This is a genomic window from Corynebacterium kalidii (genome assembly GCF_022869005.1).
Classification (GTDB): domain Bacteria; phylum Actinomycetota; class Actinomycetes; order Mycobacteriales; family Mycobacteriaceae; genus Corynebacterium; species Corynebacterium kalidii.
In genome coordinates, this window is the sequence record NZ_JALIEA010000016.1 from 24518 (window position 1) to 48155 (window position 23638).

General features: G+C 69.5%; 16 protein-coding genes. 8 read left to right on the top strand and 8 right to left on the bottom strand.

The genetic code is table 11. The features are described from left to right. Positions 1-412: 412 nt before the first annotated feature. On the top strand, positions 413-1198 hold the full coding sequence (locus MUN33_RS09710) for an ECF transporter S component (protein WP_244804717.1): 786 nt from the start codon (positions 413-415) through the stop codon (positions 1196-1198). Next, entirely contained in the window at positions 1195-1887 is a 693-nt protein-coding gene (locus tag MUN33_RS09715; protein ID WP_244804718.1) for an energy-coupling factor transporter transmembrane component T family protein, read from the top strand. Before MUN33_RS09710 ends, MUN33_RS09715 begins: the two co-directional genes overlap by 4 nt. Before the next feature lie 110 nt (positions 1888-1997). Here MUN33_RS09715 and MUN33_RS09720 read toward each other — a convergent pair whose 3' ends face one another. Together MUN33_RS09720 and MUN33_RS09725 are read right to left on the bottom strand one after the other, a co-directional pair. Beyond that, the gene (locus MUN33_RS09720; RefSeq protein ID WP_244804719.1) at positions 1998-4286 is read right to left on the bottom strand and encodes a YhgE/Pip domain-containing protein; all 2289 of its coding nucleotides are present in this window, start codon (positions 4284-4286) and stop codon (positions 1998-2000) included. Next, a complete protein-coding gene (locus MUN33_RS09725) occupies positions 4283-6862 on the bottom strand; it encodes a YhgE/Pip domain-containing protein (RefSeq protein WP_244804720.1) in 2580 nt (859 codons plus the stop codon). Before MUN33_RS09725 ends, MUN33_RS09720 begins: the two co-directional genes overlap by 4 nt. 111 nt (positions 6863-6973) lie before the next feature. Between MUN33_RS09725 and MUN33_RS09730 the strand changes: the two genes are divergently transcribed. Continuing rightward, entirely contained in the window at positions 6974-9025 is a 2052-nt protein-coding gene (locus tag MUN33_RS09730; RefSeq protein WP_244804721.1) for a fructose-specific PTS transporter subunit EIIC, read from the top strand. Between the two features lie 25 nt (positions 9026-9050). Here the strand turns inward: MUN33_RS09730 and MUN33_RS09735 are convergent, their stop codons facing one another. Further along, positions 9051-10487 carry a sugar porter family MFS transporter gene (locus tag MUN33_RS09735; protein WP_244804722.1) on the bottom strand — a complete coding sequence of 479 codons (1437 nt, stop codon included), beginning with the start codon at positions 10485-10487 and terminating at the stop codon, positions 9051-9053. 15 nt (positions 10488-10502) lie between these two features. Further along, positions 10503-11765, bottom strand: a complete 1263-nt coding sequence (locus tag MUN33_RS09740) for a YbiU family protein (protein ID WP_244804723.1) — start codon at positions 11763-11765, stop codon at positions 10503-10505. Positions 11766-11924: 159 nt separating this feature from the next. On the opposite strand from MUN33_RS09740, the gene MUN33_RS09745 reads away from it, so the two are divergent. From MUN33_RS09745 to purT, 4 genes are all read left to right on the top strand, one after another. Then, positions 11925-13007: an ROK family protein gene (locus tag MUN33_RS09745; protein ID WP_244804724.1), complete on the top strand. Its 1083-nt coding sequence runs from the start codon at positions 11925-11927 to the stop codon at positions 13005-13007. A 73-nt stretch (positions 13008-13080) separates the two neighbouring features. After that, a complete protein-coding gene (locus tag MUN33_RS09750) occupies positions 13081-14253 on the top strand; it encodes an ATP-binding cassette domain-containing protein (protein ID WP_244804725.1) in 1173 nt (390 codons plus the stop codon). 163 nt (positions 14254-14416) lie between these two features. Continuing rightward, positions 14417-15217: a MerR family transcriptional regulator gene (locus tag MUN33_RS09755; RefSeq protein WP_244804726.1), complete on the top strand. Its 801-nt coding sequence runs from the start codon at positions 14417-14419 to the stop codon at positions 15215-15217. Positions 15218-15280: 63 nt separating this feature from the next. Beyond that, positions 15281-16555, top strand: a complete 1275-nt coding sequence (gene purT / locus MUN33_RS09760) for a formate-dependent phosphoribosylglycinamide formyltransferase (protein ID WP_244804727.1) — start codon at positions 15281-15283, stop codon at positions 16553-16555. A gap of 12 nt (positions 16556-16567) precedes the next feature. Here purT and MUN33_RS09765 read toward each other — a convergent pair whose 3' ends face one another. From MUN33_RS09765 to MUN33_RS09780, 4 genes are all read right to left on the bottom strand, one after another. Further along, entirely contained in the window at positions 16568-17356 is a 789-nt protein-coding gene (locus MUN33_RS09765; protein WP_244804728.1) for a RidA family protein, read from the bottom strand. Between the two features lie 102 nt (positions 17357-17458). Next, positions 17459-18391, bottom strand: coding sequence for an oxygen-dependent tRNA uridine(34) hydroxylase TrhO (gene trhO, locus MUN33_RS09770; protein ID WP_244804729.1), 933 nt, complete (start codon positions 18389-18391; stop codon positions 17459-17461). 90 nt (positions 18392-18481) lie between these two features. Then, entirely contained in the window at positions 18482-19051 is a 570-nt protein-coding gene (locus MUN33_RS09775; RefSeq protein WP_244804730.1) for a GNAT family N-acetyltransferase, read from the bottom strand. A 200-nt stretch (positions 19052-19251) separates the two neighbouring features. Next, positions 19252-20682, bottom strand: a complete 1431-nt coding sequence (locus tag MUN33_RS09780; protein ID WP_244804731.1) for an FAD-dependent oxidoreductase — start codon at positions 20680-20682, stop codon at positions 19252-19254. A gap of 1252 nt (positions 20683-21934) precedes the next feature. Here MUN33_RS09780 and MUN33_RS09785 point away from each other — a divergent pair. Next, the gene (locus tag MUN33_RS09785; RefSeq protein WP_244804886.1) at positions 21935-23635 is read left to right on the top strand and encodes a nitrite/sulfite reductase; all 1701 of its coding nucleotides are present in this window, start codon (positions 21935-21937) and stop codon (positions 23633-23635) included. Positions 23636-23638 lie beyond the last annotated feature (3 nt).

Sequence of the window (23638 nt, forward strand, 5' to 3'; positions counted from 1 at the left end):
CGTTTCCGGTGCGGTTCTTCCGCAGGTTCCGCCTCGTCCGGGGCTCCAGGAGGGGAACTCGACTCTCGTCGACTGCTTGCGTCCAAGATAATCAGTAGACCGCTTAGTCTGTCAAGTCCGTCACGTTATGTGCGCTCGCCGGTTGTCGTCTGCGTCGCCCCGCGCGTCACGTACCGCCGGGAGGACGTGCACCGTCCACACCGGAGAGCGAGGTGGGTGACCGCGACGTCCGGCGCCTGGACGGGGAGGGCCTTCGTCGGCGGTGAGCCGGTTTCCCGTCTTGCTCTCCCCGTCACGACTCGGCAAGATGGGACCAGCTAACGGCCGACCCTCCCCGAGGTGACATAGGGGCGCGGTCGCGGCGCGGCAGGTCCGCGCGTCCCACGTCCGACCCCTTTTCCAGGAGCCCCCAGTGCGTCCCCTGTCACGAACCCTCCGCATCACCCTGATTTCGATCGCCGTCGTCATCTACGCAGCGACCTGGCTCTACCTGGTGCTCAACCAGCCGGAGGACTCCGACTTCTCCTCGATGGCCGACTCGGCGTCGACCACGACCGCCCTCGTGGGCTTCCTCGTGCCGACGGTGATCGCGCTCATCGCGGTGGTTCCCACGCTCCCGGTGCGCACCCTGGCGTTGATGCCGGTCGCGCTGGTGCTCAACATCGTCGTCGGGCAGGTGGTGGGCACGATGGGGCTGCCGGTCCCGCTCTACCTCGACTCCTTCGGCACCGTCCTCGTCGGCGTGTTGGCCGGCCCTGCGGCGGGTCTGGCGACCGGTGGCCTCTCGGCGCTGGTATGGGGGACGTTCAACCCCACGATCGTGCCTTTCGCCGCCGGCTACGCACTGATGGGCCTGGCGGCGGGCCTGGTCAGGGCCCTGTTCCGGTCGTCCTGGTGGAAGGTCGTCGTCGCCGGCATCGTGCTGGGCTTCCTGTCCGCCCTGGTGTCCGCGCCGGTCGCGTCCTTCATCTTCGGCGGCACGGCCGGCACCGGCACCGGCCTGCTCGTGAGCTTCTACCAGTCGTTGGGCGCGTCGCAGACCACGGCGGTCTTCCTGCAGTCGTGGACGTCCGACCCGATCGACAAGGTCATCGTCTTCCTGGTGGTGTGGGTCGTGGTCCGCTCCCTGCCCGAGCGTTCCCGCAGGACGTTCGACCCCGACGGCGGTCCGGTCGCGAAGGCCCCCGCTGCTGCATGAGCCCGCTGACCCCGCTCACCGCCGCCGCCTGCGCCATCGTCACGGTCATGGTGCTGCACAATCCGTGGGTGTCGGCCGTGTTCCTCCTCGGCGCGGCCGGGCTGGCGTGCGCAGGACGCCGCCACCGTCGTGCCCTGGTCGCCGGCCTGCTGCTGTCGGTGCCGGCGATGCTGTCGTATGCGTTGATCTACGTGCCTTTCGGCGACGACGAGGTCGCCCGCGTGCTGGTCCCGGTCACGTCGGACGGGGCGTGGATCGCCTGGGACCTGGGCCTGCGGTTCGCCGCGATGACGTGTTCGGGGCTGGTGATCGGCAGTTTCGTCGACGCTGACGCACTGATGCGGCGGTTGCAGCTGTCGGTCCCGGCACCGCTGGTCTACATGGTGGGGACGGTGGTCCGGTTGTTGCCGATGGCACAGCAGCGGTGGCGGACGATCCGGCAGATCCAGGCGTCCCGCGGGGTGGATGTCGTGACGTGGCGGTCCCGGGGCGCGACCGTGCTTCCCCTCGTCGTCGGCCTGATCGATGACGCGGCCCAGCGGGCCCGCCCGCTGCAGCGTACGGGGATCGGCGAGCCGGGGCCGCGGACCCTGCTGGTGGCGGTGCCGGACTCCACGGTGCAGCGGGTGTGCCGGTGGCTGATGGTGCTCGGCGTCGTGGCTGTGGTCGTCGCCGGCATGGTCGTCTGACTCACCTGCCGGACGGGGTCCGGCGTATTGAGCCCTCAGGTCACGGCCGAGCCGGTAAACCGACCTGAGCACTCAATCGGGGCCCTCCACGACGGCCCCGCCCGGGCGTCCTACTGCATGATCCTCGTCGACTCGATGGCGTCGGTGGTCTTGCGGTTGTAGCCGTCCAGCAGCCGTCGGAGCACCAGCCCGAGGAAGAGCGCAGGGACCGTGAACAGCAGCAGCAGGCCCAGCTCGATCCACAGGTCGCCACGGTAGACCCCGGCGATGGCGGCACGCATCGCGTCGATGGCGTGGGTCGCCGGGAGCCACGGGCCGATGGCCTGGAACCACCCCGGCAGCAGCACCAGCGGGTACGCACCGCCGGCACCGGACACCTGGAACACCAGCAGCAGGACCGAGATCGCCTTGCCGGCACTGCCGAACGACAGCACCAGGGTGTAGACGATCAGCATGAACACCAGCGAGGTGACCCAGCCGCACAGCATGAGCAGCAGCGGGTGGGCCGGCTCGATCTGGACGAAGAAGATCAGCCCGAGCACGGCGAGCGTACTCTGCGCCAGCCCGATGCAGGCGAAGATGCCGAACCGGCCGAAGTACGCCGCGCTCCTCGAGTACTCGACGACCCCCTCGGTCGATGCGGCGTCATCCGCGACAGCGTCGGCGGAGGTGGCGGTGTCCTCCGGATCCGCGGCGTCCTCCCCTCCCTTCCGCTTCTTCAGCTTCTTCGGGGTGGTCTTCTCCGGCACACCGGTCCGGACCAGCACGGAGGTGAGCACCGCGCCGATCCACAGAGCGAGGGTGAGGTACAGCGGCGCCATGCCGACGCCGAAGCTGGCGACGGGGAAGACCGGTTCCCGTTCCACCGCGACGGGGGCGGCGAGCTGGGCGGCCAGCGCCTCCGGGTCGGATCCGACGACCTCGGCGAGCCGGGAGAAGTCGCCGGTGTCACCGGCGGTCGCCAGCGCCTGCTGCAGGTCGGAGAACCGTTCGGCGTGCTCGTCGAGCCGGTCGGCGAAGGAGGCCGTGGCGTCCCGCGTCCGGCGCAGCGCATCCTGCACCGAACCGGGGGAGTCCGAGGTCGACGCCCGGATGTCGGCGAGGTCCTGACGGACGTCGTCGATGTTGTTCCCGAGCGAGTCGAGGGTGGTCCCGAGCTCCGCGAGCTGGGGCTTCAGGTCCTCCCGGTAGGACGTGACGGCGTTGTTGACGGCGTCACGTGCCTGCGAGATCGCGTTGCTGCTCTCCTGGCGGGAGTCCTGGGCGGACCGGTTGCCGCTGGAGATGTCCTCGGCGGACTGGGCGAAGCTGTCGTGCAGGTCCTGGCTGCGGTCGATCGCGGCGTCGATGCGGGCGAGCACCCGCTCGTAGCCGGGCTGGGCGACCTCGGGCAGCGTCCCGGAGACGGTGCTGTCCAGGGTGTCGCGCATCGACTGGAAGAAGTCGACCTGCTGCTGGACGCGGTCGGCGAGGGTGCGGTAGGTCGCCGCCGCACTGGCGCTGGTGGTGTCGGCGCTGGCGAAGAGGTCGTCGAGCCGGTCGCCGACGGCACCGTAGCTGTCGCCGGTGGCCTGCAGGGCGGTCTCCAGGGAGCTCGTCGCGTCCCGGAGCGTGGAGTCGAGGTCGGTGACGGCGCCCGAGCCGTCGCCGATGCGCGTCGACGGGTCGTCGAACTGCCCGCCGGCGGCGCTGATGATGTTGTCGGCGCCTTCGACGAGCGGGATGGACGAGTCGATCAGGCCGGTCAGCGACCGTACGGTCTGCGCACCGGACTGCAGGCGGGTGCCCACGTTCTCCACCCGTGACTCCACGCGCTGGATCGCCGCGCGGGTGTCGTCCTGCTCCAGGTAGTTGTTGAGGGAGGACACCAGCCCCAGGCCCACGTTGCTGACCGTCCGGGTGAAGGTCTCGTTGATCTGCGAGATCATGCCCTCGGCGCCCTGGGAGGTGATCACCGTGGAGAGCGCGTTCTTCTTCTCGTTGGTGTACAGGTCGAGCTTCGAGGGTTCGGTGCCTTCGACGTAGAAGGTCAGCATGTCGGAGCTGAACGACGGCGGCAGGACGATGGCCGCGTAGTAGTCGCCGGCCTTCGTCCCCTCGACGGCGTCGTCCTCGCCGGTGATGACCCAGTCGATCTGGTCGTTGCGGCTCAGCTGGGACAGCACCTGGTCGCCGAGGTTGATCCGCAGCGACGCGAGGTCGCTCTCGTGTCCTTCGTCGGCGCTGGCGACCGCGATCTTCAGCTGGTCGGTGTTGCCGAACGGGTTCCAGCTGGCCAGCACGTTGAATGTGGAGAACAGCAGCGGGATGACGACGAGCCCGAAGATCAGGATCGAGGTCATGACGTTGTTCTTCACACCGCGCAGGTCGCTGCGCAGGATGCTCAGGGCGTTCTTCATGCGTTGTCTCCGTCCCCGTCCATGGAGTACGTCTTCCGGCGGGCACTCTGGGCCACGGCGGCCTCCTTCAGCTCGTCCTCCGAAAGGTCACTGAGTTCCTGGACGCGGGCGACGCTCTCCTTGACGTACTCGAGGGCGGCGATGAACCCGACGACCAGTAGGCACCACAGGCACATGATGCCGAAGAGGACGGCTTTCTCGTCGGGGTAGAAACGGGCGAGCACGCACAGGACGACGATGCCGACCACACCGGCGATGATCGACCCGCGCAGCAGCGTCGGGTAGTTGGTCCGCAGTGGTTTCCAACGGTTGTCGATCTCCTCGCGGAAGGCCTTGCGGTCCCGCATGGCGTGGATGACGTCGGGGAGCCGGTAGCTGCTGCCCACGACCTCCACCTGGTCGTTGAGGACGAGGCCGGACGCGGCGTGCTGCCGGTTGACCATCCCCTTCACGTTCGACAGTCCCCGGCGCAGCAGGGTACCCAGCACGAAGGCGACCACGGCCATGACCAGCAGGGTCCCCATCGCCTTCCAGTAGTGGTCCCCGTAGAAACCGCCGATGGTCTCGCGCAGGGCGTCGATACCGTAGGTCAGCGGCAGGATCGGGTGCAGCGCCTGGAAGAAGTCCGGTGTCATCTCGATCGGGTACATGCCCGAGGCGCCCGGGATCTGCAGGAACGCCAGGACCACCGCGATGATCCGTCCGATGTTGCCCAGCGCGGATATCAGCGCGTAGATGATGCTGAGGTAGCACAGCGCGATGGCCACGCATGTCGCGACGAACGCGACGGGGCTCACCGACTGCACACCCATCACCATGTTGCCCACGGAGACGACGAATCCCTGGCACGCGCTCAGCACGGCGAGGAGGACGAAACGCCCGCGGTACGCCTGGGCCACCGTGATCTTCCTCTTCAGCCCGGCGGTGTCCACCTCGGTCCGGAAGATCACCATGAGCATGAAGGCACCGATCCACAGGGACAGGTTGGTGAACAGTCCGGCCATCCCGGAGCCGTAGTTGGCGACGGGGTAGACGGCGTGGCTCTCCACTTCGGCAGGGGTGGCCATGAACTCGGAGATGCCGACGGAGTCCAGGTTCGACACCGTGCCCAGGATGCCGTCGTCGGACGCCGCACTCAGGGCGAGGACGTCGGCACGCGCGGTGCGCAGTCCGTCCTCGATGCCGGTGAGGTCGTTCTTGAAGTTGCCGAGGACCTCCTGGGACGTGCCGATCTGGCGGTCGAGGCCGTCGAGGAGGGTGACGGATTCGCCCAGGAGGGTCCGCTGCGAGCTCAGCGCCGAGGAGAAGGCGCCGGCGGTGGTGTTGACCCGGTTGATGGCCGAGTTCAGTGCAGGCAGGGAGTCGGTGACGGAACTGCGCAGGCCCTGGGCCCGGTCGCGGGTGTCGCCGGTGGCCTGGGCCAGGGCGTCCGCCGCCGCGGTGACCGACGAGACCGTGTCGGAGGCGTTGCCCTGCAGACCGTTGAGGTCGTCGAGGAGCTGCTGGTTGGTGGCGTTGCGTTCGCGCAGGTCGTTGAGGGCGTCGTTGAGCGGACCCGAGACCCCGGGGGTCAGCGCGGCACCGTCCAGGAGCGTCTCGAGCTGGTCGATGGCCCGGTCGGCCTGCCCGACGATGCTGGACGCCTCGCGGGTGGCGGTGCCGAGGCCGGCGCTGGCCCGGTCGAGCTCACCGGTGACCGAGGAGATCGCGGCGTTCGCCGAGGCGGTCCCGTCGGCCAACGCGGTCGTGCCCTCGACGTAGGCCGCCGTCGCCGCGTCGGAGAAGGCGGTGACCTGCTCCTGGACCTCCGTCATGATGGACTGCACCTGGTCGAGGGCGGTAGCGGCGTCGCCGAGGGTGGCGTCGACGGAGCGCAGTGCGTCTTGCGTGGCCGCGATGGTCGGGCGGGCGTCGTCGAGCCGCTGCTGGATCCGTCCGACCTCCTCCTGGGCGGACTCCATCGTTCCGGCGGTCTCGTCGAAGGCGTTGGCGGTGCGGTTGCCGGCGTCGGTGAGTCGGTCCTCCAGGGACCCGCCGGCCGTGCGCAGCTCGTCGGTCACCGACTCCGCGACGGTCTCCTTGAACACCGAGGTGATCGTCGAATCCAGGGTGGTCGCCGCCTGGTCGGTGATCTTCGGGGAGATCGCGCTCTCCTTCTCGTTGACCCGGTAGGTGATCGTCGGCTGCGAGAAGGTGCCCTCGAACATGCTCAGGATGTCCGAGGAGAACGTCGGGGGCACGGTGATGCTGGCGGCGACGTCCCCCTTGCGGAGGGCGTCGTCCGCCTCGTGTTCGTCCATGAACTGCCAGCCCAACTGGTCGTTCTCCTCCAGTTGGCCCATCATCTGCGTCCCGACGTCGATAGGCCCGGTGAAGTCGGACGTACCGCCTTCGTCTTCGTTGACGACGGCGACCTTGACGTTCCCGGTGTTTCCGTAGGGATCCCAGAAAGCGGCGACGTTGACCCACGAGTAGAGCGCAGGGGTGATGAGCACCCCGATGACGATCACCCAGACCTTCGGGGTGCGCAGGATCCGGCCGACGTCGCGCGTGAAGATATTCCAGCTTACTGCCACCCGGTGACCGTAGCACTTGGTACGGACCCGGTGTGTCGAGTGTGCAGTTTTCCCGGCTAACTGTTATGCGGCCCTACCGTCCGCACGGTCCGGCGGATTACCGTGGGGCCCATGACGCCTTCTGAGTCCAGACCTCTCGTCCTGGCGATCACCGCGTGCCCCACCGGCATCGCCCACACCTACATGGCCGCGGAGAACCTCGAGGCCGCCGCCGACGCCGCCGGGGTGCGCGTCCGCGTCGAGACGCACGGCTCCATCGGCGTGGAGAACGCCTTCACCGACGCGGAGCTCCACGAGGCGGCGGCTGTCGTCGTCGCGGCGGACATGGCGGTCGACACCACCCGGTTCGCCGGTAAACCGCTGTTGTCCACCGGCGTGGACGAGGGGATCCGCCGGCCGGCGGAGATCCTCCGGGCGGCCCTGGACGCGCCGACGGGCAGCGGCACGGTCGCCGGCGGGGACGGTGGGGGCGGTGCAGCCGCCGGGGACGGTGCCGGCGGCAGGGACGGTGCCGCGCAGGACGGCGGGCGCGGTGGGCTCCGGCGGTTCGGCGACGACCTCTACCGGGCCCTGATGAACGGTGTCTCCCACATGATCCCCTTCGTCGTCACCGGTGGTCTGATGATCGCCGTGGCACTCTCCCTCGGCGGTGAGCCCTCCGCGGAGGGGCTCGTCGTGCCGGAGGGGACGTTCTGGGACACCCTCAACCAGCTCGGTGGACTGGCGTTCTCCCTGATGGTCCCGGTGCTGTCCGGGTACATCGCGATGGCCATCGCCGACCGTCCCGGCCTGGCACCGGGTGTCGTCACCGGACTGGTGGCGGTGACCGGTGACCTGTACGGCTCCGAAGCGGACGCCGGGTTCCTCGGCGGCATCGTCACCGGTGTGCTGTCCGGCTACGTGGCGCTGGCGATCCGTCGGATCCCGGTGCACAAGTACGTCCAGCCGATCTGGCCGATCATCGTGATCCCCGTGCTGACCACGCTGATCGTCGGCGGCCTGTTCGTCTACCTGCTGGGCCGGCCGATCGCCACGCTCTTCGAGGTGATGACGGAGGGACTGCAGGGCATGCAGGGGTCGTCGGTGCTGCTCCTCGGCGCGATCATCGGCGCGATGATCGCGTTCGACATGGGTGGCCCGCTGAACAAGACGGCGTTCCTGTTCTCCGGTGGTCTCATCGCCACCGGCAACGCCGCGCCGATGGGTATGGCGGCGGCGGCCATCGCCGTGCCGCCGATCGCCGCCGGGGTCACGACGTTGCTGGCCCGCCGCCGGTTCAACAAGTCCGAGCGAGACGCCGGGATCGCCGGCCTGTTCATGGGCTTCTTCGGGATCTCCGAGGGGGCGATCCCGTTGGCGGTCGCGCGGCCGTTGCAGGTCATCCCGGCCAACGTGGCCGGCGGTGCGGTGGCCGGTGCGCTGGCGGGGATGTTCGGGGTGAAGGACAACGTGATGCACGGTGGGCCGATCGTCGCCGTGCTCGGCGCGGTGGAGGGCGTGGGCTGGTTCTTCCTGTGCCTGGTCGCCGGTGTGGTGGTGACTTCGGCGGTGTCGCTGCTGCTCATGGCGGTGACCACCGGTTCCCCCGGGGCCGGGCAGGGGCCCGCGGCGGAGCCTGAGGCCGATACTGAGGCCGAAACAGAACCCGAGCCCGAGTCAGGGCCCGGGCCGGGTGCGCCGGACCTCGTCGACGGCGGCACCGTGGTCCTGGACGCGGCGCCGGCGTCCGGTGGGGCCGGGGACCCTGCCGCGGTGATCCGGCTGCTCGCCGGGCAGGCGGAGGAGGACGGACGGCTCGCCGCGGCGGAGGTCGTGGACGCCGCCCTCGCCCGCGAGGCGCAGTCCACCACGGCTGTCGGACACGGTGTGGCGATTCCGCATGCCCGTAGCGCCGCGGTGGACGTGCCCACCCTGGCGTTCGCGCGGCTGCGGACGCCGGTGGAGTGGGACGCGCCGGACGGGGCGCCGGTGGACCTGGTGTTCCTCATCGCCGTCCCCGCCGACGCCGGCACGCAGCACCTGAAGATCCTGGCGACGCTGGCGCGCGCCCTGATGACGGACGATTTCCGGGCGTCCCTGCGTGACGCGTCGACGCCGGAGGACGTCGTCGGACTGGTGAGGGGACTCGGCGTCGGGGAGTCCGCGGGCGCGGCGGCCGGGTAGCGCACGTGGCCCGGCGCCGTCCGGCTCAGCTCAGCATGTGCTCGAGCTCCACGCCCTTGGTCTCCCGGACCATGAACCAGACGACGAACACCGAGATGAGGGCGAAGACGGCGTACAGGCCGTAGGTCAGCGCCAGGCTGGCGTCCGACAGGGCGGGGAAGGTGACGGTGACCAGGAAGTTGGCGACCCACTGGGCGGCACCGCCGATACCGAGGGCCAGTGCCCGGAACCGGTTGGGGAACATCTCCCCGAGGAGCAGCCACACCAGCGGGCCCCAGCTGGCGCCGAACCCGACGACGAAGGTGTTGGCGGCGACGAGGGCGATCACGCCCCACTGGTCGGGGAGCACGACCTCCCCGTTGACCGTCTGGGCGTTCGTGAAGGCGAACGCCATCACCGACAGTGACACGGTCATCAGGACCGACCCGATGAGCAGCAGCCGCTTGCGTCCCAGGACGTCGACGAGGCTGATGGCGATGACCGTGGCGATGATGTTGGTGACCGAGGTGATGACGGAGATCAGGAAGGAGTCCGACTCGGCGAACCCGACGGAGCGCCACAGGGTCGTCGAGTAGTAGAAGATCACGTTGATGCCGACGAACTGCTGCAGCACGGACAGGATGATGCCGGTCCACACGATCAGCTTGAACCCGAAACGTCCGCCGAGCAGGTCGCGGAAGCGCTGCCGGTGCTCCAGGCTCACCGTTTCGCGGATCTCGGTGATCTTGGCGTCGAGTTCCCGCTGTTCGGTGATGCCGACGATACGCCGTAGCGTGTCACGGGCACCGGCTTCATCACGACGTTCGACGAGGAACCGCGGAGACTCGGGGAGACGCAGCGCCAGGAGGCCGTAGAGCGCGGCCGGGGCGAGTTCGGTCAGGAACATCCACCGCCATGCTGCGACACCGAGCCAGTCCTCGGCGGCGCCGCCGGCTGCCGCGGCGATCGTCGCACCGGCGAGAAGTGCGAGGAAGATGCCGGTGACCAGTGCCATCTGCTGGACCGTCCCCAGACGTCCCCGCAACCTGGCGGGTGCGACCTCGGCGATATAGGCGGGTGCGATGACGGAGGCGAAACCGACACCGACACCACCGACGAAGCGCCAGGCGATCAGGTCCCACACGCCGAAGGCGATGCCGGAGCCGAGCGAGCTGACCGCGAGGAGTCCTGCGGCGATGAGCATCGTCCGCACTCGGCCGTAGCGCTGGGCACAGAGCCCGGCGTACCAGGCGCCGAGTGCGGCGCCGAGCAGGGCACAGGAGACGGTGAAGCACAGGAGTGCCGGCCCGAGGTCGAATCCCTCCCGGATGGCGTCGACGGTCCCGTTGATGATCGCGGAGTCGTAACCGAAGAGGAAACCGCCGAGTGCGGCGATGCATACTGCGACGAGTAGTTTCCCGGAGAGATTTCCCGCGTCCGTCACCAGAATCGACGGGCCCGGGGCATTGGTTGCGTTACCCATGGTGTCTGTTCCTGCCTACGCCAGACCGAGGGCACGTCGGCCGACGGCGTTGAGGTCCTCCGGGTGGAAGCGGTCCACCCAGTCGACCTCGTAGTTCTCGTCGGGGAAGTCGGTGGGCGACATGCCGGTACGCAGCGCCTCGGCGACGCTGGCCGCGTAGGCCTCGTTCTTCGCGCACTGCGGGGCGGCGGGGATGTACATGACGTTGCCCCAGCCCTGCTGGTCCTCGACGGGGGCGACGCTGTGGACCACGTCGCAGTGCCACCACACGGAGTCGCCGGCCTGCAGGTCGGGGATCGGGGTCAGTGCCCGCATCAGCAGCGGGTGCCATTCCTGCGAGACCGGCAGGACGTGGCGGGGGGTGACACCGCAGAGTTCGTCCTCGGGGACGTCGTCCTGCAGGGCGCGCAGCAGGATGTACGCCATCGCCTCCGGGATCGGGATGACGTGGAGGACGCCCTGGTCGTTCTGCTGGTCGGACAGGGCGGTCCACCCCTGGAAGGTGCGGAACATCGAGCACATCGTGGTGCCGCCCTCGTACTCGTGGACGTCGGTGCGGTAGGCGGCGTCCCACGGGTTGTAGTTCTCGATGTCGCCGTTGAACACGTGGCGGAAGACCTTGCGGTAGGCGGGCAGGAGCCAGCGTTCCAGCGAGCCGGAGTCGGTGTGGGCGCCGAGACCGCCGGAGTCCGTGCCGGGACGGCGACGGCGGACGCGGTCGGGGTACATGCAGTCCTGGTCGGGGTTGAACCAGCGGGTGCCCTCGGACTCGACGTCCCACCGGTGGTTCAGGAAGGACTGCACCGTGGCCGTGCGCTCGTCCTGGCGGGCGAGCATCTGCGGGCGCGACCAGTACAGCGGGAAGATCTCCGGGCGGGAGGCGGCGGCCCCCAGGGTGCCGAAGAAGTCGTCGCCGGGGCCGCGGTAGACGGCGTCGAAGTCGTTGGCCTCGACGTAGTCGACGAGCTGGCTGTCCCACTCGAGGGCCTGGCTGCGGGGGAAGTGGCCGCGCACGACGAGGCAGCCGCGGTCACGGACGGCGGCGACGGTCTCGTCGGACGCGGTACCGGCGGCCAGGGTGTCGTGGTCGACCTCGGGCCAGACGGGCCGGCCAGAGTCGCGGAGCTGTTCGATCTCCTCGACGCGGGCCTCGATGCGGTCGCTGAGCCGGTCGAACGCGTCCTTGACGTCGGTCGTGGACCTGATCTCGGCTTTCATCGCGCGGATCGCGGCTCCGACGTCTGTCGGGACCTTTGGTGCTTCATGCTGGGGGTTCATGGTGGTTCCCTCCTTCAGGGATCCAGCTCACCTTAAAGTAAGGCGTACTGACTAATGATGTGGATCACACGGTATGTGGTCGTGTGCGTGAGGTCAAGTAGGCTTACTAATGAGAGCAGCGGAGGTTGTCGCAGGAGGGTGACGTCGGTGGGTGGTGGAGTGCGTGACAGTGACCGGGCCTTCCTGAATGCCGTCCTGGAACGGGGGAGCGCCTCCCGGGCCGAGGTCGCCGGCACCACAGGCATGTCCAAGCCCACCGCCTCCGAGGCGGCCGAACGCCTGGTGGCGGCACAGGTGCTCAGGGAGAGCGGGGCGGACCACGGTCGCCGTGGGCGGTCCCCGCTCCTCTACGAGGTCGACCCGGCCTTCGGCGTGGGGCTGGCCGTGGCGGCGCAGACCAGGAGCCTGGACATCGGGGTGGTCGGGATGGACGGCGCCCTGCTGAGACAGCGGCGCCTCCCCCTGGACCCGTGGATCTCGGCGGAGAGCTTCGCCGTGGAGCTGGTCGGCCACGTGCGGCACGAGCTCTCCGGCGCAGGCGCGCCCTGTCGGGCGGCGGCGGTGTCCCTGGCCGCGCCCGTCGACCCCGCCACCGGCCGGGTCGTCCGCCTGGGGGAGGCACCGTTCCCCGCCGCCGACGCCGACGTCCTCACACTGCTGGAACCCCTGGTCGACGGGCCGGTCCTCGTCGACAACGACGTGAACTGGGCGGCACTCGCAGCCTGCGCACGACGGCCGGAACTGGCCCGGGAGACGGTGCTCCACCTGCACCTGGGCACCGGGCTGGGTGCGGCGCTCACCGTGGACGGGCAGGTCGTCCGCGGACGTCGCGGGGCGTTCGGGGAGCTCGGTCGGATCCGTGCCGACGGGCGGACCGTCACCGACCGGCTCGGCGAACTCGGCGTCCTCGAGGACGGCGGATACGCCATCTCCCTCCCCGCCTGCCTGGCCCTGGTGGCGGAGGGGAGGTCGTCGCCACGGGCGGAACGACTGGTCCGGATCCTCGCGGAGACCGTCGGGGTCACCGTCATGCTGCTGGACCCGGACCGCGTGGTCGTCTCAGGTCCCCTCACCGAGGACCCTGTCGTGGAATGGCTGACCGAGGAACTCCACCGCTCGCTGGACGACGGTGCCGTCCCGCCGGTGGTCCGTGCCGCGGACACCGGTGAGACCTCCGTCGACGGGGCCCGCGCGGCGGCACACAACCAGCTGGTCGCCCGGGCGCTCGTCGCGTGTGTCTAGGGGTGGTTCCAGCGGTGGCTCCAGCGGGTCCGGTGACACGGGGCTGTCCCCCGCGCACTGGTACGGTCACCTCATGATCGACCGTTTCATCTGGGCCGCGTCCGGCGCCGGCCTGTCCGAACGTGCCTGGGCCGACGCCGAGGCCACCGGAGCCGCCTGGGTCGGCAACGACGCCGCGGCCCACGTGTCGCTGCTGCGTTCCACGGTGCGTGAAGAGCTCGCCTTCGGCATGGAGCAGCAGGGCGTCGCCGCCGGGGTCATGTCCGCCGCCATCGACGCCGCCCTGGACACCTGGGGGTTGCGGCACATCGCCGACCGCGAGCCGTCGCAGCTGTCGACCGGCCAGACCCGACGTCTCGCCATCGCCGCCGCCCTGCTCCGCGACCCTGGCGCCCTGGTGCTCGACTGCCCGGCGGACGGGCTGGACACCGCGGCGGTGGAGACCCTCCGCGGTGCCCTCGCCGACTTCGACGGGCAGGTCACCGTCTACGACCGCGTACGCACGGTCCTCGCCGACGACGCGGCACAGGAGCTGCACCTCGACGGTGCGGAGGGCCCCGCGCCGGACCCCGTCCCCGACCCTGCACCGGTCGTCGCACCGGCAGCCGTACCGGATGAGCCGAGCGAGCCGGGTGAGCCGGTACTGCTCGCCGAGGGCGCCGTCGTACGGCGGGGCAGCTTCACCCTCGGCCCGGTCGACCTGCGTGCCGACGGCGGCCAGGTCACCCACCTCGCCGGACCGAACGGGTCGGGGAAGACCACCCTGATGCTCGCTGTCCTCGGGCTGCTGCCGCACGAGGGCACACTCGTGGCCCCGGTCGCCGGATGGGCACCCACCGGCATGGACGCGGCCTTCTCACGCCGGACCGCCCTGGCGGAACTCGCCGTGGGGACCGACGCCGCCCACGCCGAGGTGGCGCTGCGGTGGGTCGGCCTGGAGCGGTGGCGGGACACCCACCCGTTGGACGTCCCGAGCTCCCCGCGGCGCATGCTCGCCGTCGCCGCCGCACTGGTGCGGGGCCCCGGCCTGCTGATCCTCGATGAACCGACCGTGGGGCTCGACGCCGAGGGCTACGCCTGGTTGACCCGGGTGATGCGGGGGTACGCCGCCGGCGGGTACCACGCGGAACTCACCGCGGCAGGAGTGCAGCCGGTGTGGTCCGGTGGCGAACCCGCGGTGTTGTGGTCCTGCCATAACGCGGCCTTCGCGGAGGCGGTCAGCGACCGGTTCCTGGCGATGCCGTGACCCCCCTCGGGTGGCCGTGACGGTGGTGGCAGAGTTCCCGGTCCACCGGCAGAGCCACCGGTCATTTTCCGGGTGATAAGCGACCGGTACCCCTGACATTCTGCACGTGTCTCTGCCAGGGGGGCTTGACCCTCACCCTGCGTCAGGGACCATGATCACTGGCATGACAGACAACATAGAACTCACCGTCAGCCAGGCCGCCGACTACCTCGGCGTCACCGTGCGCACCCTGCACCACTGGGACTCCAAGGGACTCCTGGTCCCGCAGGTACGCACCTGGTCCGACTACCGCATCTACACCTCCGACGACCTGGCCCGTGGCCAGCGCATCCTCGTCTACCGTGAGTCCGGCGTGCCCCTCGGGGAGATCGCCGAACTGCTGGAGGCCACCGGCCAGGACGAGCGCGCCCACCTGCTGCGGCAGCGGGAGCTGCTACTGGAGCGCCGCGACGGGGTGGAGCGGATGCTCACCGCCGTGGAGGACCTGATCGCCGAGGTGAACTCCGGGGTGTACACCGGCCCGGTGCCACCGGACCGCGTACGCGAGATCCTCGGCCCGGACTGGGACCCCGACTACCAGCGGGAGGCCGAGGAGCGCTGGGGCGACACCGACGAATGGCGCGACGCACAGCAGGTCATGTCGCAGATGGGTGAGGACGACTGGAAGGCGGTCCGCGACGAGGGCGACGCCTTCGCCCGCGCCCTCGCCGAGGCCCACGACCGGGGCGTCGCGCCGGGTTCGGCCGAGGGCAATGCGCTGGCGGAACGGCAACGCCGGTCGGTCTCGCAGTGGTACGACTGCCCCCACGGCCGGCAGGTCATCCTGTCGTCGATGTACGTCGGCGACGACCGTTTCCGCACGAACTGGACGGTGGACGGGGTGGACCACACGGACTACCTCGTGGAGCTGATCCGGGCGAATGCCACCGCCCAGGGGGTGGACGTGGAGAATCCGCAGTGGTGACCGCCCGGCGGTGCCTGCCTTCGCTGTCTGTTTACCGTGCGGTGGCTGGTAGCGTCATGACACATGTACACGCCTGAAACCATCGGTACACCGCTCGCCCCCAACGCCACGAAGGTCCTGTTGCTGGGGTCCGGGGAGCTCGGCAGGGAGGTGACCATCGCCCTGCAGCGTTACGGGGTGGAGGTGCACGCCGCGGACCGTTACGACGGTGCACCGGCGCACCACGTCGCGGACGTCCGCCACGTCATCGACATGACCGACCCGGACGCCGTGCGGGCGCTCGTCGACGAGGTCCGCCCGCATTTCGTCGTCCCGGAGATCGAGGCCCTGGCCACGGATGCCCTGCAGCATGTCGAGGACGCCGGCACGGCGACCGTGATCCCGACCGCGCGGGCCACCCGTCTGACGATGAACCGGGAGGGCATCCGGACGCTGGCCGACCGGGAACTGGGGTTGCCGAACTCTCGCCATGTCTTCGCCTCCACCTACGACGAGTTCCTCGAGGGCATCCGCAGGATCGGCATGCCGTGTGTGGTCAAGCCGGTGATGAGCTCGTCAGGGAAGGGGCAGTCCTACGTCCGCTCCGAAGACGACGTGCGGAGCTCTTGGGACTACGCGATGAGCGGGGCGCGGGTGTCGTCGGGCCGGGTGATCATCGAGCAGTTCGTGCCGTTCGACTACGAGATCACGCTGCTCACGGTGCGTTCGGTGGACCCGGCGTCGGGGGAGGGCGCCACGTGGTTCTGTGAGCCGATCGGTCACCGTCAGGACCGCGGCGACTACGTGGAGTCGTGGCAGCCGGCACAGATGACCACGGCGGCGCTGGAGTCCGCACGCTCGGTCGCCGCGCGGATCACCGGGGCGCTGGGAGGACGGGGCGTGTTCGGGGTGGAGCTGTTCGTCAAGGGCGACGACGTCTACTTCTCCGAGGTCAGCCCGCGGCCGCACGACACCGGGATGGTGACGATGGGCTCCCAGCGGTTCAGTGAGTTCGACCTGCACGCCCGGGCGATCCTCGGCCTGCCGATCGACACCACGCTGATCTCCCCGGGTGCGTCCGCGGTGATCTACGGCGGTGTGGAGACCGACGGGACGGCGTCGGCACCAAACTACGCGGGCCTGGCGGAGGCGTTGACCGTGCCGGAGACCGAGGTCCGGATCTTCGGTAAGCCGGTCAGCCATGAGCGCCGTCGGATGGGCGTGGCTTTCTCCACCGCCGAGACCGTGGACGTCGCCCGGCAGCGGGCCACCGAGGCCGCCACCGCGGTGACCGTCGGTACCGACGAGGTCGAGCCCGCCGCGTCGACCGTCCGGGACGGCGGCAGCTGGGGCCGCTGATGCCGCTGAGCGTCACTCGCTCTCGTAGATGACCTCGGCCTCGACCTGCACCAGCCATCCGTCGACCGGCTGCTCGGCGACGCCGACGGTGACCACCGTGGGTTTGGTGGGGTTGATGCCGCCGGAGTACGGCCTGTCGTCTTCGTCACCGGTGGTGTCGGTCGGTTCGGTGGTGGGGGCCGCCGAACCACGGGTGGCCCCGTCCTCCCCGTTGTCGGTGTCGTCGCCGTCGGACGGTTCCGATGTCGCCGACGTCGCTGACGACGTGCTGGTCTGGGCGGTGAGTGTGACCGCCGAGGTTCCCGTCAGCAGGGAGTCCCCGGTGACCGGGTCGAGGTTGGCGAAGAACGTCCGGTAGGCACGGTCCCAGCCGGCGAAGTCGACGGTGCTCTCGGGGTCGCTGGTGTCCGGTGCCAGGTAGACCCGCAGCGTCGCGACTTCGGCGATGCGCCGTCCCTTGTCCTCCAGCATGTCCGCGATCTTCTGGAGGACCTGGAGTGACTGGGCCTCGGTGACCGTCATCCGGCGGGGCAGTTCCCCGTCCTCGAGGAGGGCGGGGTCGACGAACTCCATCGGGGTGCCGGGCTCCGCCTCGTCGTTGAGGGCGTCCGGGCCGGTCCCGGACGTGCGCCACAGGTTCGCGTCGCCCGGTGCCGACAGCGCCAGGGCGCGGTCGGCCGTCCCGTCCTCCTCCGTGGTGGTGAACACCGTCTCGAAGGAGCAGGCGGCTGCGCCGAACAGGAGTGTGGTGCCGGTACCGAGGGCCAGTACGCCACGGGTGACGGCGGAGAAGCGGGTCATGGGAAAGCTCCTGGGGAAGGTCAAGAAAAGTCGCGCACAGGTATTCTCGCACCGACTCTACGGTCCCGTCGCGGGGGACGGGCGCAGGGTGGTCGCGGTCGGTCAGGACACGAGGGCGGCGCATCCGTCCCTGCCGCAGTGGGCGGTCGCGGGACTGCCGGCGCAGGACTCACACAGCAGGACCATCGCGCGGCAGTCGCCGTTGGCGCAGTTGTGGTAGGTGTTCGTGGCGGTGCCGCAGTGCATGCACGTGCCCAGGGAGACCGCGTCCTCGCTGAACTCCATGTGCATCCGCTTGTCGAAGACGTAGAGCGAGCCCTCCCAGAGCCCGGAGTCGCCGAACTGCTCGCCGTAGCGGACGATGCCGCCGTCGATCTGGTACACCTCGTTGAAGCCGCGGTTGCGCATCAGCGCGCTCAGCACCTCGCAGCGGATGCCGCCGGTGCAGTAGGTCACCACGGGACGGTCCTTGAGGTCGTCGTACTTGCCGGACTCCAGTTCCCGCAGGAAGTCGTGGGTGGTCTCCACGTCGGGGACCACGGCGCCCCTGAACCGTCCGATCTGCGCCTCCATGGCGTTGCGGCCGTCGAAGAAGACCACGTCGTCACCGGCGGCGCGCTTCTTTTCGACGAGTTCGTCGACCTCCGCCGGGGAGAGGTGGGTGCCACCGCCGACGACACCGTTCTCGTCGACCCGGAGTTCATCGGCGGCGCCGAAGCTGACGATCTCGTCACGGACCTTCACCGACAGCTTCGGGAAGTCCTCGGCGGATCCGGCGGACCACTTGAACTCCATGTCGTGGAACCCGGGGTACTCGCGGGTCCGGCGGATGTACTGCTTCACCGCGGTGAGGGAGCCGCCGACGGTGCCGTTGATCCCATGGTGGCTGATGATGATCCGGCCGCGCAGGCCGAGCGACTCGCACAGGGTGCGCTGCCACAGCATCACCGCGGTCGGGTCGGCGACCGGCGTGAAGCGGTAGTAGAGGAGGATGCGCGTCTCGGAGTTCGTGCCTCTGGTGCTCTTGGTTCCCACCTCAGTCACTCTATCGGGTGCGCCGCGCCCGGCACCCCTCCGTCCCCCGCCGGTGGGGGCGGAAGGTGGGGCTGGAGGTGGGGGACGGTCCTAGTCGAGCGTGAGGTGCATCTCCTGGTGCTCGATACCTTCGGCCATGAACGGCTCGTCGGTGGCCTCGAAGCCGTAGGACTTGTAGAAGGGCATCAGGTAGGTCTGTGCCTCGATCTTCACCACGGTCTTCTGGACGTTGGGGTCCAGGGCGGCGGCGCGGCCACGGATCACGCCGAGTGCGTCGTCCACCAGCGTGGACGCGATGCCGAAGCCGCGGAAGTCGGGGTGCACGCAGAGACGTCCGATGTGCTGCTCCTCGGGCGGTCCGAAGACGCGGAGGGTGCCGACCAGCCGCAGGGGCGAGCCGGGGTCGGGGAGCCCCCACGGGTAGTCGGGGCCGGACCCGGGGTGGACGTACGCCAGGAGGTGGTGGGTGCCCGGGTCGATGTCGGTGTCGTCGATCTCGGGGAAGCTGGAGCGCTGCTCGTTGACGAAGACGTCCACCCGCAGCTTGTAGAGGGCGTGGACCTGCTGCGGCTGCATACCCAGCACCTGTTTGCCCGTGACGTGGATCTCCGGGGCCTCGGTCGCCGGATTGCTGCCTGCGGTGTTGGTGGTGTCGCTCATGAGTTTAAGGATAACGGTATGAGCGCAATGAATCATCAAAAGGCGGGAAAACGCGCAATTCTCGTGCCTGACGCGAAAAAGCCCTGGAGACCTGCGGCTTTCGCCGCAGGGTTCCAGGGGTTTCCCGAGCTTTCCGGGGAATGTATCCCCGGCATTATAATTTCAGCCGGTGAATTACGGCGTTTTTCGTGGAGTGGTCACTACGCTTTCACGCGGGCTTCACCGGAGGAGTAGTGGACCATCTCCTCGTGGGCGCGGACCTTCTTGCGCTCCCGGCCCTCGGCCTCGCCCAGGGCACGCTCGTGGGCGTCGAGGTTGTACCAGCCTTCCCAGGTGGTGTAGTCGACCCCGCGCGAGTGGAGCAGTTCGATGACGTCGTCCTCGGACGGGGCCTCCGGCTGGAAGCCGATGCCCGAGTCGTAGTCCGACAGGAGGTTCGCGACGGCCTCGTTGGCGTCGCCCTTGGTGTTACCGATCAGTCCGACGGGGCCGCGGCGGACCCAGCCGGTGGCGTAGACGCCGGGCAGGGTCTCACGGAGCTCGGCCTCCGGGTCGGCGGAGCCCGGGACTCCGGCGATGCCGTCGGCGGTGGGGCCCTCGGTCAGGACGCGGCCGCCGACGTTGGGCAGCACGTTCTCCCGGCCGTCCCAGGGGAGGTCCTTCTGGCGGTCGGACTTGTAGCCGACCGCGCGGTAGACCTGGCCGACGTTCCACTCGGTCAGTTTGCCGGTGGTGCGGACACCGCCGTTGCCGTCGAGTTCGGTGCGCTCGGTGACCAGCGCGGTGACCTTGCCGTTGTCGTCGGTGCGGACCTCGACGGGGGACTCGAAGAAGTGCAGGTAGAGCTTGTGGGGGGCACCCTTGGGCTCGGCGACGGCGTAGTTCTCCAGGATGGTGCACACCTGGTCGGTGATCTTGGAGTTGTGCCGGGCGTTCTCCGAGGCCTCGTCGTAGTCGATGTCCTCGGGGTTGACGACGACCTCGATGGTGTCGGAGTGGTTGAGCTCCTTGAGCTCCAGCGGGGTGAACTTCGCCTGCGCGGGCCCGCGGCGGCCGAAGACGTGCACTTCCTTGGCCTTGTTGTTGCGCAGGGACTCGTAGACGTTGTCCGGGATCTCGGTGACGAGGAGCTCGTCGCCGGTCTTGGCGAGTACGCGGGCGATGTCGAGCCCGACGTTGCCGACACCGATGACGGCGAGGGACTCGGCGTCGACGTCCCAGGAGTCGTCGAAGTGCGGGTTGGCGTCGTAGAAGCCCACGAACTTGCCGGCGCCGAGGGTGTGCTCGCCGCCGGGGATGTTCAGGTCCCGGTCGTCGGTGGCGCCGGTCGCGTAGATGACGGCGTCGTAGTGCTTCTTCAGGTCCTCGAGGGTGATGTCCTCGCCGACGTTGACGTTGCCGAGCAGGCGGATCTGGGGCTTGTCCATGACCTTGTGGAGAGCCTTGATGATGCCCTTGATGCGCGGGTGGTCCGGGGCGACGCCGTAGCGGATGAGACCGAACGGGGCGGCCATCTTCTCGTAGAGGTCGATGGAGACGTCCTTGCCGGACTTCATCAGGGCGTCGGAGGCGTAGATACCGGCCGGGCCGGATCCGATGACGGCGACGCGCAGCGGGCGGTTGTCAGACATGAATGCGTTGGTCCAATCCGTGGTTGGCGGGTTCGTGCGGCAGCTCGGGGCCGGGCAGGAGTGGTCTGTACATGTACGTTAGTCCGCCCTGAGGCGAACTGAAAGTGTCAGGACGGCGCAGGTGAGGATGGTCACGTACACGTGGGACCGGAGGTCAGGCCCAAACTATAGACCACTCGGTCTGTATTCTGCAAGGGTCGTTGACTCCGGGTCATGTCGGGGCCACGTCGGAGCGGGTGAGTATCTCCTACGTTGTGTCTGCGGACAGACCGGTCTAGTCTGGGGCGACATCGTGATACCAGACCAAGCGGTCTGTGCGGCCGGTCTCCTGACCGGCCCGAGCGTTCCTCGGTCCCGCGGATGCGGGCGTGGGGCCAGTTGATGACCCGGAAGATCAGGAGAAGAGGAAGTTATGACGACGGCGACCGACGAACCGACCAGCACCGCCGACCCGGTGGCGGAGGCCCAGGCCCGGCTGGACTCGGCCACCGCGGCAACCGAGGCCGCGGAGACCGCCGCGGACGCTGCCCCGGACGACAACAAGCTCGCCGCCGTGGCCCGACGTGCGCGCGCGGCGCAGAAGAAGGCCGCCCGGGCGCTGAAGAAGGCCACGGAGGCTGCCGAGGCCGCCGAGGCTACTGACGCAGGGGAGTTCACCGAGGCCACCGACGCAGGCGACGGGACGGCCGTCGGGACGTCAGACGGTGCGGCCGACTCGTCCGCCGCCGGCCCCGCCACCGTCGTGGCACCGTCGTCCCTGCAGGACGCCCTGTCGTTGATCCGTGCCGGGGCGTCGGTCCTGGCGGTCGCCGCGGGCACGGCGGAAGGCGCGGCAGCGGCCGCACCCGACAACACCGGTCTCGCCGACGCCGCACGGGACACCCGCTCGGCCGAGCAGCAGGCCGTGCAGGCGGTACGCACCGTCGAGGCCGTCCTCGACATCGCCCCCAGCGGCAGCGCGGACAGTGCAGGCAGCGCGGACAGTGCAGGCAGCACGGCCGGCACGGACAGTGAACCCTCCCCGCAGGCCCCGTCCGCGCCCGAGGACCCCGCGGTCACCGCCGCGCGTGAGGAGCTGGCCCGCGTGGAGGCGGAGCACGCCGACCTCGCCGCGGTCACCAAGGGGGCGGAGGCCGCCGCCGAGGCGAACCCGGACGACCGCGACCTGTTCTCCGCGGCCCGGAAGGCCCGCTGGGCCGAGCTCAAGGCCGGCAAGGCCGTCCAGAAGGCCACCGCGGCCCTCGAGGAGGCCGTGGCCGCCGCCCCGCCGCCCCCGCGTGAGCTCACCGACGAGGAGAAGGCCGACCGTGCGGCCCCGAAACCCCAGGGCCAGTGGCTCGTCGACGGCAGGAAGCCCCTCAACGACGACGAGCGCATCAAGCAGGAGGACGCCGGCCTCGCCGTCGCGGACCGGGTCCGGGAGATCTACTCCAAGCAGGGCTTCGACTCGATCCCCGCCGAGGACCTCGCCCCGCGTTTCAAGTGGATCGGCATGTACACCCAGCGTCGTCAGGACATGGACGGGGAGCAGACCGGTGTCCTGTCCAACGCCGAGCTGCAGGACCGTTACTTCATGATGCGCATCCGGCTGGACGGCGGTCTGATGAGCAGCGAGCAGATGCGCGTGATCGGCGGCATCTCCTCCGACTTCGCCCGCGGTACCGCTGACTTCACCGACCGGCAGAACATCCAGCTGCACTGGATCCGTATCGAGGACGTCCCGGAGATCTGGGACCGGCTGGCCGCGGTCAACCTGGACACCTTCTTCGGCTGCGGTGACGTGCCGCGTGTCATCCTCGGCTCGCCGGTCGCCGGGATCGCCAAGGACGAGATCATCGACGCCACCCCGGCCATCCGCGAGATCAAGGACAACTGGCTCACCCGCGCGGAGTTCTCCAACCTGCCGCGCAAGTTCAAGTCGGGGATCTCGGGGTCGGTCCGCCAGGACATCACCCACGAGATCCAGGACGTGTCCTTCATCGGCTCGGAGCACCCGGAGAAGGGCCCGGGCTTCGACGTCTGGGTCGGTGGCGGCCTGTCGACCAACCCGATGCTGGCCCAGCGTCTGGGGACCTGGGTGTCGATCGACGAGGTGCCCGAGGTCTGGGCCGGTGTCGTCCGCATCTTCCGCGACTACGGCTACCGCAAGCTGCGCAACCGTGCCCGGTTGAAGTTCCTCGTCGCCGACTGGGGCATCGAGAAGTTCCGCCGCATCCTGGAGGACGACTACCTCGGGTACAGGCTCACCGACGGCCCGGAGCCGGAGGTCTACCCCGGCTACCGCGACCATGTCGGCGTCCACGAGCAGAAGGACGGCCGGTTCTACGTCGGGGTGAAGCCGACCGTCGGGCACACCGAGGGTGATCAACTGCAGCGTCTCGCCGACCTGGCCGAGGCCCACGGCGTCACCGACCTGCGCACCACCCCGGACAAGGAACTGATCTTCCTCAACGTGGAGGCGGACGTCGTCGACGGTCTCCTCGCCGCCCTCGAGGAGGAGGGGCTGTCCGCCCGCCCGTCGTCCTTCCGTCGTGACATCATCTCCTGCACCGGCCTGGAGTTCTGCAAGCTGGCCCTGGTGACCACCAAACAGCGGGCGATCACCCTAGCCGACCAGCTGGAGGAGCGCCTCGGTGACCTGGACGTGCCCCTGAAGATCAGCCTCAACGGCTGCCCCAACGCCTGTGCCCGCACACAGGTCGCGGACATCGGCCTGAAGGGGCAGATCGTCACCGACGACGACGGCAACCGCGTGGAGGGCTTCCAGGTCCACCTCGGCGGCGCCGTCGGTATGCACCCGGACTTCGGTAAGAAGCTGCGCGGCCACAAGGTCACCTCCGCCGGGCTGGACGACTACGTCGTGCGTGTCGTGGAGAACTACAAGGAACAGCGCCACGACGGTGAGCAGTTCCGCGACTGGGTGCTGCGTGCCGACGAGGCCGTCCTGCAGTAGGAC